The sequence below is a fragment of the Yokenella regensburgei genome, assembly GCF_003634235.1.
Classification (GTDB): Bacteria; Pseudomonadota; Gammaproteobacteria; order Enterobacterales; family Enterobacteriaceae; genus Yokenella; species Yokenella regensburgei.
The window spans coordinates 1091401-1105330 of record NZ_RBIZ01000003.1 but is presented as its reverse complement, the minus strand read 5'-3'; the positions used below and the strand labels follow the sequence as shown (position 1 = coordinate 1105330).

The 13930-nt window shown below is 54.6% G+C and carries 15 protein-coding genes; 12 read left to right on the top strand and 3 right to left on the bottom strand.

The features are described 5' to 3' along the window. Nucleotides 1–20 precede the first annotated feature (20 nt). Nucleotides 21–1064: an oxidoreductase gene (locus tag C7387_RS05565; RefSeq protein WP_006820090.1), complete on the bottom strand. Its 1044-nt coding sequence runs from the start codon at nucleotides 1062–1064 to the stop codon at nucleotides 21–23. A gap of 167 nt (nucleotides 1065–1231) precedes the next feature. Between C7387_RS05565 and blr the strand changes: the two genes are divergently transcribed. The 12 genes from blr to gstA all read left to right on the top strand — a co-directional run bounded on the left by blr (nucleotide 1232) and on the right by gstA (nucleotide 11603). After that, entirely contained in the window at nucleotides 1232–1369 is a 138-nt protein-coding gene (gene blr / locus C7387_RS05560) for a division septum protein Blr (RefSeq protein ID WP_006820091.1), read from the top strand. Between the two features lie 459 nt (nucleotides 1370–1828). After that, on the top strand, nucleotides 1829–2044 hold the full coding sequence (gene ydgT / locus C7387_RS05555) for a transcription modulator YdgT (protein ID WP_006820092.1): 216 nt from the start codon (nucleotides 1829–1831) through the stop codon (nucleotides 2042–2044). Between the two features lie 86 nt (nucleotides 2045–2130). Beyond that, nucleotides 2131–2571, top strand: a complete 441-nt coding sequence (locus tag C7387_RS05550; protein WP_006820093.1) for a DUF2569 domain-containing protein — start codon at nucleotides 2131–2133, stop codon at nucleotides 2569–2571. Between the two features lie 76 nt (nucleotides 2572–2647). Further along, nucleotides 2648–3229 carry an electron transport complex subunit RsxA gene (gene rsxA, locus C7387_RS05545; protein WP_006820094.1) on the top strand — a complete coding sequence of 194 codons (582 nt, stop codon included), beginning with the start codon at nucleotides 2648–2650 and terminating at the stop codon, nucleotides 3227–3229. Beyond that, complete coding sequence (gene rsxB / locus C7387_RS05540) at nucleotides 3229–3807, top strand: electron transport complex subunit RsxB (RefSeq protein WP_006820095.1); 579 nt, start codon at nucleotides 3229–3231, stop codon at nucleotides 3805–3807. Before rsxA ends, rsxB begins: the two co-directional genes overlap by 1 nt. After that, a complete protein-coding gene (gene rsxC, locus C7387_RS05535) occupies nucleotides 3800–5761 on the top strand; it encodes an electron transport complex subunit RsxC (RefSeq protein WP_120816251.1) in 1962 nt (653 codons plus the stop codon). Before rsxB ends, rsxC begins: the two co-directional genes overlap by 8 nt. Next, the gene (gene rsxD / locus C7387_RS05530) at nucleotides 5762–6814 is read left to right on the top strand and encodes an electron transport complex subunit RsxD (RefSeq protein ID WP_006820097.1); all 1053 of its coding nucleotides are present in this window, start codon (nucleotides 5762–5764) and stop codon (nucleotides 6812–6814) included. Nucleotides 6815–6823: 9 nt separating this feature from the next. Next, the gene (gene rsxG / locus C7387_RS05525; RefSeq protein ID WP_006820098.1) at nucleotides 6824–7444 is read left to right on the top strand and encodes an electron transport complex subunit RsxG; all 621 of its coding nucleotides are present in this window, start codon (nucleotides 6824–6826) and stop codon (nucleotides 7442–7444) included. Nucleotides 7445–7447: 3 nt separating this feature from the next. After that, nucleotides 7448–8152, top strand: a complete 705-nt coding sequence (locus C7387_RS05520; protein WP_006820099.1) for an electron transport complex subunit E — start codon at nucleotides 7448–7450, stop codon at nucleotides 8150–8152. Further along, nucleotides 8149–8784, top strand: coding sequence for an endonuclease III (gene nth, locus C7387_RS05515; protein ID WP_120816250.1), 636 nt, complete (start codon nucleotides 8149–8151; stop codon nucleotides 8782–8784). Before C7387_RS05520 ends, nth begins: the two co-directional genes overlap by 4 nt. Nucleotides 8785–9382: 598 nt before the next feature. After that, a complete protein-coding gene (gene dtpA, locus C7387_RS05505; RefSeq protein ID WP_038257333.1) occupies nucleotides 9383–10888 on the top strand; it encodes a dipeptide/tripeptide permease DtpA in 1506 nt (501 codons plus the stop codon). Nucleotides 10889–10997: 109 nt separating this feature from the next. After that, nucleotides 10998–11603 carry a glutathione transferase GstA gene (gene gstA, locus C7387_RS05500; RefSeq protein WP_006820102.1) on the top strand — a complete coding sequence of 202 codons (606 nt, stop codon included), beginning with the start codon at nucleotides 10998–11000 and terminating at the stop codon, nucleotides 11601–11603. A gap of 36 nt (nucleotides 11604–11639) precedes the next feature. Here the strand turns inward: gstA and pdxY are convergent, their stop codons facing one another. Both pdxY and tyrS read right to left on the bottom strand, forming a co-directional pair. Continuing rightward, nucleotides 11640–12500, bottom strand: coding sequence for a pyridoxal kinase PdxY (gene pdxY, locus C7387_RS05495; protein WP_120816248.1), 861 nt, complete (start codon nucleotides 12498–12500; stop codon nucleotides 11640–11642). Between the two features lie 69 nt (nucleotides 12501–12569). Continuing rightward, on the bottom strand, nucleotides 12570–13844 hold the full coding sequence (gene tyrS, locus C7387_RS05490; RefSeq protein WP_040903582.1) for a tyrosine--tRNA ligase: 1275 nt from the start codon (nucleotides 13842–13844) through the stop codon (nucleotides 12570–12572). Nucleotides 13845–13930: the final 86 nt, after the last annotated feature.

Genomic DNA, 13930 nt, shown 5'->3' with positions numbered 1-13930 from the left:
GAATCAGCGGCTTTACTTTTTTAGCGGGCCAGGCAGAGCGTAGAACGATGCTTCGCCGACTCAATACCAAGCTCGATAAGCTCCATAATCTGAATCGCCTGGCTTGCCGGAACCGGGTTTTCACCGTTACCGTTAAGAGCGTCGCGAATGGCTGCGTAATAGGCCGGATAGTTCCCCGGCTGGGTCAGCCAGGTCTCTTCCACGCGCTCTTCGCCGTCAACACGGGTGATAACGCCGTCACGCATATCGTAGCCCCAGTCTTCCTGCGGCAGACGTTCACCATTCTTGAGGCGTTCCTCCTGCGGGTCGAGACCGTATTTCACATAGCTCGCGCGCGACCCGTGAACGATATAACGTGCAGACTCTGCCGCGGCTAACAGCGTGCCGTGAAGCACCACCCGGCGCTGTGGATAGGCCAGCACGGCATGGAAGTAGTCGGTTGACTGCGCGCCAGGCCGCAACTGTGCAAGATCAACGGTCAGGCTGACCGGCAGCCCAAACAGATTAACCGCCTGATCGAGAAGGTGTGGTCCCAGATCGTACCAGATACCGCTCCCCGGGCCGCCCTGTTCACGCCAGCGGTTACGCACCTGTGGACGGTAACGGTCGAAGTGCGATTCAAAGAACGCCACCTCACCCAGTGCCCCTTCAGCGATGAGCGCTTTCACCGTCAGGAAGTCGCTGTCCCAGCGGCGGTTGTGGAACACCGACAGCAGGCGACCCGCGCTTTTTGCCAGTGCATCAAGCTCACGAGCTTGTGACAGTGTCACGGTAAAGGGTTTATCCACCACCACATGCTTACCCGCTTCCAGCGCGGCTTTCGCCAGCGGGAAGTGCGTATCGTTAGGGGTTGGGATGACAATTAAATCAATGCTGGGATCGGTAAACAGATGTTTAGGCTCTGACACCACCTGCACGGACGGCCAGTCGGCTTTTACCTTAGCCTCATCGCTGCTGGAGACAACAGCCAGCTCCATCCCTGGTGTCCCGCTTATCAGCGGGGCATGAAACGTCTTGCTTGCGTAACCATAACCAATTAATCCTACACGGATATTGTCGCTCATCTTACAGTGCCTCTCATCGATTACGTCTCTCTATTTCACAACAACTCCGGGAGCGTAACAACAGATTAATAGCAAGGCATTCACAATGCGAGCTGAAACGTTACACTTGCATCTGGCCTCGCGATGAGTAAGATTTGCCACCTGTTATCACTTTTACTTCGAAAATCATGTCGTCCGTATTAACTCGCATCGTTGAATTGATTGGTTGGGTCATCCTGGGGATTTCTGTGTTGCTGCTGATTGCGGCTCACCATATCGATAACTACCAGTCTCCGGAACCTACCGCAGCAGTCATGAAAAAATAAACGTTCTCTGAACGTCACCGCAAGGACGCAGCCGGCGGATACCCCCGGTTGCTTGATTCTTTTTCAACCACCCCCTTTCCATTTTGTTATCCCCGCATGAAATAGCTTAAAAAAGCTACGGCAATAATCTGAAATATCTTTACGGAAAAGCTCAAAATGCGAAAGTTCTGATAATATCCGGTAATATTTTTGCTACTCGCTTATTGATTTCATCAGGTGATAGTCGTGGATATATGAAAACATTTCGCAGGATAATGTCGATCGCCATCAATAACTGAACAGAAAATGTAAAAAGAGTTTATTTTGGCACCATAACGTTATTGCCAGCCGTCGTGAAGCGCGTTAACCTTCCCTCCCAGGCGCCATCAGGCCCTTTGACTCCTGCCATACCCATTGTTGTTTCATATTTAAAACATCTTTACCGATGCTACTCACATTATAAAATGGATACGTGTAAACATGACCGTTCAGGACTATTTGCTGAAGTTTCGTAAGATCAACTCACTCGAAAGTCTGGAAAAGCTCTTTGATCATTTGAATTACTCCCTGTCAGACACTAACGACATTGTGAATATGTATCGCGCAGCCGATCATCGTCGCGCGGAGCTGGTCTCCGGCGGCCGTTTATTCGATGTTGGCCAGGTCCCTAAATCCGTCTGGCGCTACGTACAATAAATACTGTCCTCTCTGGCGCCAGTTGCTTTATACTTCACGGCTTGTCATTTTTGCAGACAAACTGGCGCTGATTTTCAGGAGAGGTAATGTCCGATAAAACCGCTGAACGAATTGGTGGATGGCTTCTTGCCCCGCTTGCCTGGTTATTAGTCGCGCTGCTGAGCGCGTCTTTAGCCGTGGTGCTTTATGCCAGCGCGCTGGCTTCACCGCAAACTTTCACCCTTCTGCGTGCCCAAAGCGCCGGACATATTGGGTTGTGGGTTTTGTCCTGCCTGTTTGCTATTGCCATGTGGTACTACACCCTATGGCTCACCATTGCCTTCTTTAAACGCCGGGCACTGGTGCCTAAGCACTATATTATCTGGCTGCTTATTTCGGTATTGCTTGCGGTTAAAGCGTTTGCTTTTTCCCCCATTCCGGACGCCATGGCCCTGCGTCAGCTGGTATTCCCGCTGCTGGCAACCGCCCTGCTGGTGCCTTACTTTAAGCGCTCTGCGCGGGTAAAACGGACCTTTGTAAACCCGTAATATCCACACGATTACTCTGTTGTCGCCGCCGTCCAGATGAAGGATAATAGGCGGCTTTGTTTTTTCAGGTCGAACAATGACTGATTATCTACTGCTATTTGTTGGAACCGTCCTCGTTAATAACTTCGTTCTGGTGAAGTTTTTGGGCTTATGCCCATTTATGGGCGTGTCCAAAAAGCTCGAAACCGCGATGGGAATGGGACTGGCGACCACCTTTGTGATGACGCTTGCGTCTATCTGCGCCTGGCTCATCGATACCTGGATCCTCATTCCGCTTAATCTGATTTATCTGCGCACGCTGGCCTTTATTCTGGTTATCGCGGTGGTGGTACAGTTCACCGAAATGGTGGTGCGCAAAACCAGCCCGGCGCTGTATCGCCTGCTGGGGATTTTTCTGCCGCTTATCACCACCAACTGCGCAGTGCTCGGTGTCGCGCTGCTGAATATCAATCTTGGGCATAACTTCATGCAGTCGGCGCTGTACGGATTTTCCGCCGCCGTCGGTTTCTCGCTGGTGATGGTATTGTTTGCCGCCATCCGTGAACGCCTGGTGGTTGCTGATGTACCTGCCCCGTTTCGTGGTAACGCGATTGCGCTGATTACCGCAGGCTTAATGTCTCTGGCCTTTATGGGCTTTAGTGGTCTGGTGAAGTTGTAATGAATGCTGTGTGGATTGCTGTCGCCGCCATCAGCCTGTTAGGGCTGATTTTCGGCGTCATTCTGGGGTATGCCTCACGCCGTTTCGCGGTTGAGGACGATCCCGTTGTCGAGAAAATTGATGAACTGCTGCCGCAGAGTCAGTGCGGTCAGTGCGGCTTCCCTGGGTGCCGCCCCTACGCCGAAGCGGTAGGGACACAGGGCGAAAAGATTAACCGCTGTGCGCCGGGTGGCGAAGCCGTGATGCTGAAAATTGCCGCCTTACTTAACGTCGATCCGCAGCCTATTGATGGCGACGTTGCCGCTGCCGAACCGGTGCGCATGCTGGCGGTCATTGACGAGGCCAACTGTATTGGCTGCACCAAATGTATTCAGGCCTGCCCGGTTGATGCCATTGTTGGCGCCACTCGCGCTATGCACACCGTCATGAGCGACCTTTGCACCGGATGCAATCTCTGTGTGGATCCCTGCCCGACGCGCTGTATTGACCTGCGTCCGGTCGCGACCACCACAGAAAGCTGGAAATGGAATCTGCAGACCATTCCGGTACACATCATTCCCGTGGAACAACATGTTTAAGCTATTTTCTGCCTTCCGCAAAGATAAGATCTGGGACTTTGACGGCGGCATTCATCCTCCTGAGATGAAAACCCAGTCTAACGGCACCCCGCTGCGGCAGATCCCTCTGGCGCAGCGTTTTATCATGCCGTTAAAACAGCACATTGGTGCTGAAGGCGAGCTGTGCGTCAGCGTTGGCGATACCGTGCTGCGTGGCCAGCCACTGACCCGTGGTCGCGGGCGCATGCTGCCGGTTCACGCGCCCACGTCAGGCAAAGTGGTGGCAATTGCCCCCCACTCAACCGCGCATCCTTCAGCGCTGGCAGAGCTCAGCATCATCATTGATGCCGATGGCGAAGACCGCTGGGCAGAGCGCGATGGCTGGAGCGATTACCAGAATAAAACCCGCGAGCAGCTGATTGAACGTATTCATCAGTTTGGCGTAGCGGGGCTCGGTGGCGCAGGCTTCCCGACGGGCAGCAAGCTCAACGGCGGTGGCGATAAAATCGAAACCCTCATTATTAACGCCGCCGAGTGCGAGCCCTACATCACCGCCGACGATCGGCTGATGCAGGACTGTGCCGCTCAGATTATCGAGGGTGTGCGCATTCTTGCGCATATTTTACAGCCGCGTGAAGTGCTGATTGGCATCGAAGACAACAAACCGCAGGCCATTTCGATGATGCGTGCAGTACTGGCTCATCATCACGGCATCAGCCTGCGGGTAATCCCCACCAAATATCCTTCCGGCGGTGCGAAGCAGCTCACGCAGATCCTCACCGGCAAACAGGTTCCCCACGGCGGACGCTCTTCGGATATCGGCGTGTTGATGCAAAACGTCGGCACCGCCTACGCCGTTAAACGGGCGGTTATCGACGGTGAACCGCTCACTGAACGCGTCGTCACCCTGACCGGCGAGGCAGTTGCCCATCCGGGCAACGTCTGGGCGCGACTGGGAACTCCGGTGCGTCATCTGCTGGAGCAGGCCGGCTTTTGTGCCAGCAGCGAACAGTTGGTCATCATGGGCGGTCCGCTGATGGGCTTTACCCTGCCGTGGCTCGACGTTCCGGTGGTAAAAATAACCAACTGCCTGCTGGCCCCTTCAGCAACCGAAATGGGTGAGACATCAGAAGAAAAAGGCTGCATTCGTTGCAGCGCCTGCGCCGATGCCTGCCCGGCCGATCTTCTACCCCAGCAGCTTTACTGGTTCAGTAAAGGGCAGCAGCATGACAAAGCGACCAGCCACAACCTGGCTGACTGCATCGAATGCGGCGCCTGCGCGTGGGTTTGCCCCAGCAACATCCCGCTGGTGCAGTATTTCCGTGAGGAAAAAGCAGAAATTAAAGCCATCGCTGACGAAGAAAAACGCGCAGCCGAGGCGAAAATCCGCTTTGAGGCTCGCCAGGCTCGGCTCGAGCGTGATAAAGCCGCACGTCAGGCACGCCATCAGCAGTCTGCTGCTCAGCCTGGTAAAACCGACAAGTCGGCTATCGATGCTGCACTCGCTCGTGTACGTGAAAAGCAGCAGCAGGCCACGCAGCCAGTGGTTATCAAAGCCGGAACGGTTCCGGATAACAGCGAAGTGATAGCGGCTCGCGAGGCCCGCAAAGCCGAGGCCCGAGCGCGACAGGCCGAAAAACAGCAGGAAGCCACCGTTGAACCAGCTGCGGTTGACCCGCGTAAAGCCGCCGTCGAAGCGGCTATCGCCAGAGCCAAAGCACGTAAAGCGACTGCGCCGACCGACAATCACGAAGCTCAAGCGCCATCGACTGCGGCGGCAACCACGGCTATCGATCCGCGCAAAGCGGCGGTAGAAGCCGCGATTGCCCGCGCGAAAGCACGTAAAGCAGAACAACAGGTTGCCGCCCCTTCCGCTCCGGCGGCCAATGATGACCCGCGCAAAGCCGCCATTGCCGCCGCTATCGCGCGCGCGCAGGCGAAAAGAGCCGCTCAGCAGGCAGTGAACGAGGATTAAATGGTTTTCAGAATCGCAAGCTCCCCTTATACCCACAACCAGCGTCAGACTTCACGAATTATGCTGCTGGTGCTGGTTGCGATGCTCCCGGGCATCGCCGTGCAGAGCTGGTTTTTTGGCTGGGGTACCCTCATTCAGATAGTGATTGCCGCCGTTACCGCCTGGGCTGCCGAAGCCGCTATTTTACGCCTGCGCAAACAGAATGCGCTGCGTACTCTCGCCGATAACTCCGCCCTGCTGACCGGGCTGCTGCTTGCGGTCAGCATTCCACCGTTCGCCCCCTGGTGGATGGTGGTGCTGGGTACCGCCTTCGCGGTGATCATCGCTAAACAGCTGTACGGCGGGCTCGGGCATAACCCGTTTAATCCGGCGATGATCGGTTATGTGGTATTGCTTATCTCCTTCCCGGTGCAGATGACCTCCTGGCTGCCGCCGCACGAGATTGCGTCATCCACGCCGAGCCTGCTCGATGCAGTGCAAATCATCTTCACCGGACATGCTGCTTCCGGCCATGATATGACCAGCCTCAGAATGGGCATTGATGGAATAAGCCAGGCGACGCCGCTCGATACGTTCAAAACCTCGCTGCATGCCGGGCAGAACGTCGAACATATCCTCAAATTACCGATTTTCGGTGGTGCACTGGCGGGTATCGGCTGGCAGTGGGTGAACGTGGCCTGGCTCGTGGGAGGCCTGTTCCTGCTCTGGCAGCGTGCCATTCGCTGGCACATCCCGGTGAGTTTCCTGGTAAGCCTTGCGGTTTGCGCGACGCTTGGCTGGCTGTTCTCTCCACAGACGCTGGCTTCACCACAAATGCACCTGCTCTCCGGTGCTACCATGCTTGGTGCTTTCTTTATTCTGACGGACCCGGTTACGGCCTCCACGACAAATCGTGGCCGCCTGATCTTCGGTGCCCTCGCCGGCCTGCTGGTGTGGCTTATTCGTAGCTTTGGCGGTTATCCGGATGGTGTGGCGTTCGCCGTGCTGCTGGCAAACATTACGGTACCGCTTATCGACTACTACACTCGTCCTCGCCCGTACGGTCACCGTTAAGGAACGCCCATGTTAAAGACAATGCAGAAACACGGTCTTATCCTGGCGCTGTTCGCCGCGGGGTCAACGGGATTAACGGCCGCCATTAACCTGTTAACCAAAAGCACTATTGCCGATCAGGCCGCGCTGCAGCAAAAGGCGTTGTTCGATCAGGTCATCCCGCCGAATCTGTACACCAATAATCTGCAGGGCAGCTGCTATCTGGTGACCGATGCATCGCTGGGCAAAGGTGCTCACAAAGTCTATATCGCCCGTAACGGTGATACCCCGGTAGCAGCGGTCATTGAAGCCACCGCACCGGACGGCTACTCAGGCGCTATTCGTCTGCTTGTCGGTGCCGACTTCAGCGGCACGGTGCTTGGCACCCGCGTTATCGAACACCATGAAACGCCGGGATTAGGTGATAAAATAGAGCTACGCCTGTCGGACTGGATAACCCATTTCTCGGGTAAAAAAATCAACGGTCCTGATGACAGCCACTGGGCGGTGAAAAAAGACGGCGGCGACTTCGACCAGTTTACCGGCGCCACGATCACCCCCCGCGCGGTGGTCAATGCGGTCAGACGCGCCGGGATCTTTGCGCAAACGTTGCCTGCGCAGCTTCCTGAACTCAGTGCCTGTGGAGAATAAACCGTGAGCGAAATAAAAGACGTTATTGTTCAGGGGTTATGGAAAAACAACTCCTCGCTGGTCCAGCTGCTGGGGCTTTGCCCGCTGCTGGCTGTCACCTCGACGGCAACCAATGCCCTTGGCCTGGGGCTTGCCACCACGCTGGTGCTGACTCTCACTAACCTGTTCATCTCAGCACTCCGTCACTGGACGCCAGCCGAGATCCGTATTCCGGTATACGTGATGATCATTGCCTCGGTGGTCAGCGCCGTGCAAATGCTTATCAACGCCTACGCGTTTGGCCTGTATCAGTCACTGGGGATCTTTATTCCCCTTATTGTGACCAACTGTATCGTTGTAGGACGTGCTGAAGCCTTCGCGGCTAAAAAGGGACCGGCCCTTTCCGCCCTGGATGGTTTTTCCATCGGGATGGGGGCAACCTGCGCGATGTTTGTACTTGGGTCAATGCGTGAAATCATTGGTAACGGAACGCTGTTTGACGGTGCCGACGGTTTGCTGGGTAACTGGGCAAAAGTGCTGCGTATCGAGGTATTCCATACCGACACCCCGTTCCTGCTGGCCATGCTACCCCCTGGAGCCTTCATCGGCCTCGGGATGCTGCTCGCGCTGAAATATCTGATTGATGAGCGATCCAAACAACGTAAAGCACAGACTGCAGAAGTGGTCGCCAGCCCGGCACAGGCTGATACCGCAGGGAAAGCGTCATGAATAAAACCAAACGCCTTGAGATCCTCACCCGCCTGCGGGACAACAATCCGCACCCCACCACGGAGCTGAACTTCAGTTCACCGTTTGAGTTGCTCATTGCGGTGCTGCTCTCCGCTCAGGCTACCGACGTCAGCGTCAACAAAGCCACCGCAAAGCTCTACCCGGTGGCCAATACCCCTCAGGCGATGCTGGCGCTCGGTGTCGATGGCGTGAAATCGTACATCAAGACCATTGGACTCTTTAACAGCAAAGCGGAAAACGTGATTAAAACCTGCCGCATCCTGCTTGAGCAGCATGGTGGTGAAGTGCCGGAAGACAGAGCCGCGCTGGAAGCTCTGCCGGGCGTGGGGCGTAAGACGGCTAACGTCGTGCTTAACACCGCCTTTGGCTGGCCTACGATTGCCGTTGATACGCATATTTTCCGCGTCTGTAATCGTACGAACTTTGCACCGGGTAAAAATGTCGAGCAGGTAGAAGAGAAGCTGCTTAAAGTGGTCCCCGCCGAGTTTAAGGTCGACTGCCATCACTGGCTTATTCTGCACGGTCGCTACACCTGTATCGCCCGTAAACCACGCTGTGGCTCCTGCCTGATTGAAGATCTCTGCGAATTCAAAGAGAAGGTCGATATTTGACAACTCGCCGGACGCGCATCTTTATCGCGTCTGGCGCCCGTCCCTCCCTGTCCGTCCATTTTTTGTGCCATAGATCTCTTTTTATACCGCCGCATTCACTGGCTATTAATCGTTCAGCCAGGTTAATCATTTTTTTCCACGGAAAAAATTCTATAACTCTGTGATCATGATCACCGGCGCAACACGGTGTTAATTTCATGTTGCGCAAAAGGTACATTTTACCCACTGCATCAGCGGCTTTTCTCACTTCCACCGGACAATACACTGGCTATTTTTCAGAACATAGGTCATATCACTATGTTTTAACGCCAGCAGCAGAACATATCGCCAATAGCGCAATTTCACCCCCATCTTTCAGAGGAAAAAACCAACAACCGCTAAACGGTGAAATTTAACGCTAAATAACATTTAGATGTCCGGCTAATTATACCGCCCTGTTTATGTGTAACAGAATATTACAAACCCCTTGCCTGACTGGTCAGGATAGTGAACATTACCCCGCGTTTCCCCTCCAAATATAACAATAAGGCGGGTGCATTTTTTAAGCACCACGCCCAGAACTTCCCCATTAATATGGGTCGAAAAAAAAGAGGTATATGTGTCAACTGCAAACAATAAACCAGCAGAAAGCGTCAGTTTGAACGCTTTCAAACAGCCAAAAGCGTTCTATCTCATTTTCTCTATAGAATTATGGGAGCGTTTTGGTTACTACGGCCTGCAAGGGATCATGGCCGTTTACCTGGTAAAACAACTGGGTATGTCTGAAGCGGATTCAATCACCTTGTTCTCCTCCTTTAGTGCGCTGGTGTATGGCCTCGTGGCCATTGGCGGTTGGTTAGGCGACAAAGTTCTGGGTACTAAACGCGTCATCATGCTGGGGGCAATCGTCCTGGCAATCGGCTATGCGCTGGTCGCATGGTCTGGTCACGATGCCGCAATCGTATATATGGGTATGGCAACCATCGCCGTTGGTAATGGTCTGTTCAAAGCTAACCCGTCTTCCCTGCTCTCTACCTGCTATGCGAAAGATGACCCGCGTCTGGACGGTGCATTCACCATGTACTACATGTCCGTGAACATCGGTTCCTTCTTCTCCATGCTGGCGACGCCGTGGCTTGCGGCGAAGTTTGGCTGGAGCGTGGCGTTTGCACTGAGCGTTGTAGGTATGCTGATTACCGTGGTGAACTTCGCGTTCTGCCAGAAGTGGGTAAAACAGTATGGTTCTAAGCCGGATTTCGAGCCGGTTCACGTTGGCAAACTGCTGGCAACTATCGTCGGTGTTGTCATCCTGGCCACTATCGCGACCTGGCTGCTGCATAACCAGGGTGTTGCACGTATGGCGCTGGGCGTGATTGCGTTCATCATTGTGTGCATCTTCGGTAAAGAAGCATTCGCAATGCAGGGTGCGGCGCGCCGTAAGATGATTGTGGCCTTCATTCTGATGCTGCAGGCTATCGTCTTCTTCGTTCTGTACAGCCAGATGCCGACGTCTCTGAACTTCTTCGCAATCCGTAACGTTGAGCACTCCATTCTGGGTATCGCTTTTGAGCCGGAACAGTATCAGGCCCTGAACCCGTTCTGGATCATGATTGGTAGCCCGATTCTTGCTGCTATCTATAACAAGATGGGTGACCGTCTGCCGATGCCGCACAAGTTCGCTATCGGTATGGTGCTGTGCTCCGGTGCCTTCCTGGTACTGCCGCTGGGTACCAAATTTGCCAGCGACGCCGGTATCGTCTCCGTTAACTGGCTGATCCTGAGCTACGCTCTGCAGTCCATCGGTGAGCTGATGATCTCTGGTCTGGGTCTGGCGATGGTGGCACAGCTGGTTCCGCAGCGTCTGATGGGCTTCATCATGGGTAGCTGGTTCCTGACCACCGCAGGTGCGGCGATTATCGCCGGTAAGATTGCTAACCTGATGGCGGTTCCGGAAAACGTTACTGACCCGCTGATGTCTCTGGAAGTATACGGCCACGTGTTCCTGCAGATCGGTATCGCCACCGCAGTCATTGCTGTGCTGATGATCCTGCTGGCGCCGAAACTGAACCGCATGACTCAGGACGACGATCAGAGCGCTGCCGCGAAAGATACCGCAACAGCGTAATGTCTTCGGGAAACAGATAAATTTAAGCCGCTAACCTTATGTTAGCGGCTTTTTTTTTAGACCCACTTGTACCAGGATAGAACCACATACCTGCAACCAGGAGTTTGTCATGAAACTGTTCTACAAGCCCGGCGCCTGTTCTCTTGCCTCACACATCTCGCTGCGCGAAAGCGGCAAAGACTTCACGCTCGATAGCGTAGATTTAATGAAGAAGAAGCTGGAAAACGGCGACGACTACTTTGCTATCAACCCGAAAGGTCAGGTTCCCGCCCTGCTGCTGGACGACAACAGCCTGTTGACCGAAGGTGTAGCCATCATGCAGTTCATCGCCGACAGCGTGCCCGACAGGCAGCTACTGGCGCCGGTTGGCAGCATTGGTCGCTACCATACGCTGGAGTGGCTGAACTATGTTGCGACCGAGCTGCACAAGGGCTTTACGCCGCTGTTCCGCCCAGATACGCCGGAAGACTACAAGCCAACGGCTCGCGCACAGCTCGAAAAGAAAATGCAGTATGTCGACGACTCGCTGAAAAGCGGCGAGTGGCTGAGTGGCACCCGATTCACCATTGCCGATGCCTATCTGTTCACCGTACTGCGCTGGGCGTATGCGGTTAAACTGAATATGGACGGGTTTAAGAATATCGAAGCGTATATGAAGCGCGTTGCGGCGCGTCCGGCCGTTGCTGCGGCCATGGCCGCGGAAGGTCTGAAGTAACGCAATAACCGGGCGGAATAACCGCCCGGTCCTTTCTTACAGCCGCGTGGCGCTGAAGAAATGTTCTGGTTTCGCGATAGCATCCTGCGCCGCAACCACCTGCAGCTCGTATTCATCCATCTGCTGTGTTGTCACCATCACTTCGTAAACCGCGGCGGTAATGTGTTCCAGCGCTTCACGCAGCGTAGCTCCCTGCAGCAGTTTCACCAGCAGTAGTCCACTGGTGACATCTCCGACGCCAACCGGCTGACGGGTGCCGAAATCGACCAGAGGACGACTGATGTGCCAGGCTTCGTCGCGGGTCACCAGCAGCATTTCAAAGTGATCCACGCTGTAGCCCGCGCGCGCCAGGTGCTTCACCAGCACCACATCCGGACCCTGTTCGATAAGCTCACGTGCCGCCAGTACCGCTTCGTCAACGTTATGCACATCGTGACCGCAGAGAATCTCAAGTTCGACCAGATTGGGGGCCACGATATCGCTTGCCGGCATCGCGTACTTCACGTGGAACTCCGCCACGCCGGGTGCCACGATGCAGCCCTTTTCCGGGTGTCCCATGACCGGGTCGCAGAAATATTTCGCCTGCGGGTTCTCCGCCTTCACCTGGCGCACAATATCGAGAATATGTTCGCCCTGCTCGGCCGAGCCAAGATAGCCGCTCAGCACCGCATCGCAGCGTTTTAGCTGACCAATATCCGAGATACCCTGCACAACTTCCGTCAGATGGGACGGCGGCATCACGCAGCCGGTCCATTTGCCGTACTGCGTATGGTTAGAAAACTGAACGGTGTTTAACGGCCAGACGTTTACCCCCAGACGACGCATCGGGAATTCTGCCGCGCTGTTACCGGCATGACCAAAGACCACGTGAGACTGGATGGCGAGGATGTTCTTCATTTGTTATATCTTACCTGGAGCACAAAGTAAGAAGGGCGTGGTTTCCCACGCCCTTCACGGTTGACTGGATTATTTCCAGCAGACCAGACAGTAGTTCTTCTTACCGCGACGCAGTAAGGTGTAACGACCGAACAGGCGATCGCTGTCGGCAAAGGTATATTCAGGATCGGACTGTTTTTCACCGTTGATGGTGATAGCGTTCTGGGCGATGGTTTTACGTGCCTGACCGCGGGACGGCTGCAGCTCGGAGTCCACCAGCGCCTGCATCAGGTCGGCGTCTTTTTCCAGCTCAACCATCGGTACACCATCCTGCGCCAGCTGTTCGAAATCAGCTTCACTCAGGTCGCTCAACGTACCGTTGAACAGGCTTGCGGTAATGCGTTTCGCCGCTTCCAGACCCTCTTCGCCGTGAACGAGGCGAGTGACTTCGTCTGCCAGGACGTATTGAGCGCGAGGTGCTTTACCGCTGTTTTTGTCTTCTTCTTCCAGCGCATTGATAGTTTCAATGTCCATGAAGGTAAAGAACTTCAGGAAGCGATAGACGTCGGCGTCGGCGGTGTTGATCCAGAACTGGTAGAACTTGTACGGGCTGGTTTTTTTCGGATCCAGCCATACTGCGCCACCTTCGGTTTTACCGAACTTGGTGCCATCTGCTTTGGTGATAAGCGGTACGGTCAGGCCAAATACCTGGTTCTGGTGCAGACGACGGGTCAAATCGATACCGGAGGTGATGTTACCCCACTGGTCGGAACCCCCGATCTGCAGCGACACGCCGTGCAGCTTATTCAGGCAGGCAAAGTCATAACCCTGCAGCAGGTTGTAGGAAAACTCAGTGAACGAGATCCCCTGATCGTCACGGTTCAGACGCTGCTTCACCGCTTCTTTGTTGATCATCTGGTTAACGGAGAAGTGCTTACCGATATCACGCAGGAAAGTCAGCACGTTCATGCCGCCAAACCAGTCGTAGTTGTTGGCAGCAATGGCAGAGTTATCGCCACAGTCGAAGTCGAGGAACGGCGCGACCTGTTTGCGAATTTTATCTACCCACTCCTGCACGGTATCTTCCGTGTTCAGTTTACGCTCCGCGGCTTTGAAGCTCGGATCACCAATCAGACCGGTGGCACCACCGACCAGGGCTACCGGCTTGTGACCCGCTTGCTGGAAGCGTTTGAGGCATAACAAGGGAACGAGATGCCCCAAATGCAAGCTATCAGCGGTCGGATCGAAGCCGCAATAGAGTGCAATTGGCCCTTGCGCCAGTCGCTCTGCTAACGCTTCCTCATCCGTCACCTGAGCCACAAGGCCCCGCTCTTGCAATTGTTTAATCAGGTTACTGCTTGCCATCAAATTCTCCATATATATACGGACTGCACCTCTGCCGGTACACGACTTTTCGTCAGATACGAAAGCTTCATAGAATAAAGCGCCAG

What these genes read in the sequence shown, in the direction of transcription:
- C7387_RS05565 (WP_006820090.1), bottom strand. Translation starts at nt 1,064, where the DNA reads ATGAGCGACAATATCCGTGTAGGATTAATTGGTTATGGTTACGCAAGC.
- blr (WP_006820091.1), top strand. Translation starts at nt 1,232, where the DNA reads ATGTCGTCCGTATTAACTCGCATCGTTGAATTGATTGGTTGGGTCATC.
- ydgT (WP_006820092.1), top strand. Translation starts at nt 1,829, where the DNA reads ATGACCGTTCAGGACTATTTGCTGAAGTTTCGTAAGATCAACTCACTC.
- C7387_RS05550 (WP_006820093.1), top strand. Translation starts at nt 2,131, where the DNA reads ATGTCCGATAAAACCGCTGAACGAATTGGTGGATGGCTTCTTGCCCCG.
- rsxA (WP_006820094.1), top strand. Translation starts at nt 2,648, where the DNA reads ATGACTGATTATCTACTGCTATTTGTTGGAACCGTCCTCGTTAATAAC.
- rsxB (WP_006820095.1), top strand. Translation starts at nt 3,229, where the DNA reads ATGAATGCTGTGTGGATTGCTGTCGCCGCCATCAGCCTGTTAGGGCTG.
- rsxC (WP_120816251.1), top strand. Translation starts at nt 3,800, where the DNA reads ATGTTTAAGCTATTTTCTGCCTTCCGCAAAGATAAGATCTGGGACTTT.
- rsxD (WP_006820097.1), top strand. Translation starts at nt 5,762, where the DNA reads ATGGTTTTCAGAATCGCAAGCTCCCCTTATACCCACAACCAGCGTCAG.
- rsxG (WP_006820098.1), top strand. Translation starts at nt 6,824, where the DNA reads ATGTTAAAGACAATGCAGAAACACGGTCTTATCCTGGCGCTGTTCGCC.
- nth (WP_120816250.1), top strand. Translation starts at nt 8,149, where the DNA reads ATGAATAAAACCAAACGCCTTGAGATCCTCACCCGCCTGCGGGACAAC.
- gstA (WP_006820102.1), top strand. Translation starts at nt 10,998, where the DNA reads ATGAAACTGTTCTACAAGCCCGGCGCCTGTTCTCTTGCCTCACACATC.
- pdxY (WP_120816248.1), bottom strand. Translation starts at nt 12,500, where the DNA reads ATGAAGAACATCCTCGCCATCCAGTCTCACGTGGTCTTTGGTCATGCC.
- tyrS (WP_040903582.1), bottom strand. Translation starts at nt 13,844, where the DNA reads ATGGCAAGCAGTAACCTGATTAAACAATTGCAAGAGCGGGGCCTTGTG.